The sequence below is a fragment of the Pseudomonas defluvii genome (assembly GCF_001695625.1).
GTDB classification, from domain to species: Bacteria; Pseudomonadota; Gammaproteobacteria; order Pseudomonadales; family Pseudomonadaceae; genus Aquipseudomonas; species Aquipseudomonas defluvii.
Map to the genome: position 1 here is coordinate 1 of NZ_MBPN01000351.1, position 305 is coordinate 305.

1 protein-coding gene is annotated in these 305 nt (G+C 57.0%); it reads right to left on the reverse strand.

Annotation, left to right across the window (positions count from 1 at the left end; translation table 11 throughout):
- Positions 1-305: GTP-binding protein (locus EKA13_RS27635; RefSeq protein ID WP_245704450.1), on the reverse strand; the 305-nt coding region annotated here is incomplete at both ends.

The following is a 305-nucleotide window of genomic DNA, read 5'->3' on the forward strand; positions in this document are numbered from 1 at the left end:
TCTTCGATTGGCATCAGGAACGGCTTGTCGATAGCGCGCTCTGGCTCTGGGATGTAGCTGTCCAGAGTTTCAACCAGCTTCTTGACAGCGGTGGTGCCCATGCCGTTGTCGTCTTTGCCTTCCAGCGCCATACGAGCAGAACCGATGATGATCGGAGTGTCGTCGCCCGGGAAGTCATAGGTGGACAGCAGGTCGCGAACTTCCATCTCAACCAGTTCCAGCAGCTCTGCGTCGTCTACCAGGTCAGCCTTGTTCAGGAAGACCACGATGTACGGAACGCCTACCTGACGGGACAGCAGGATGTG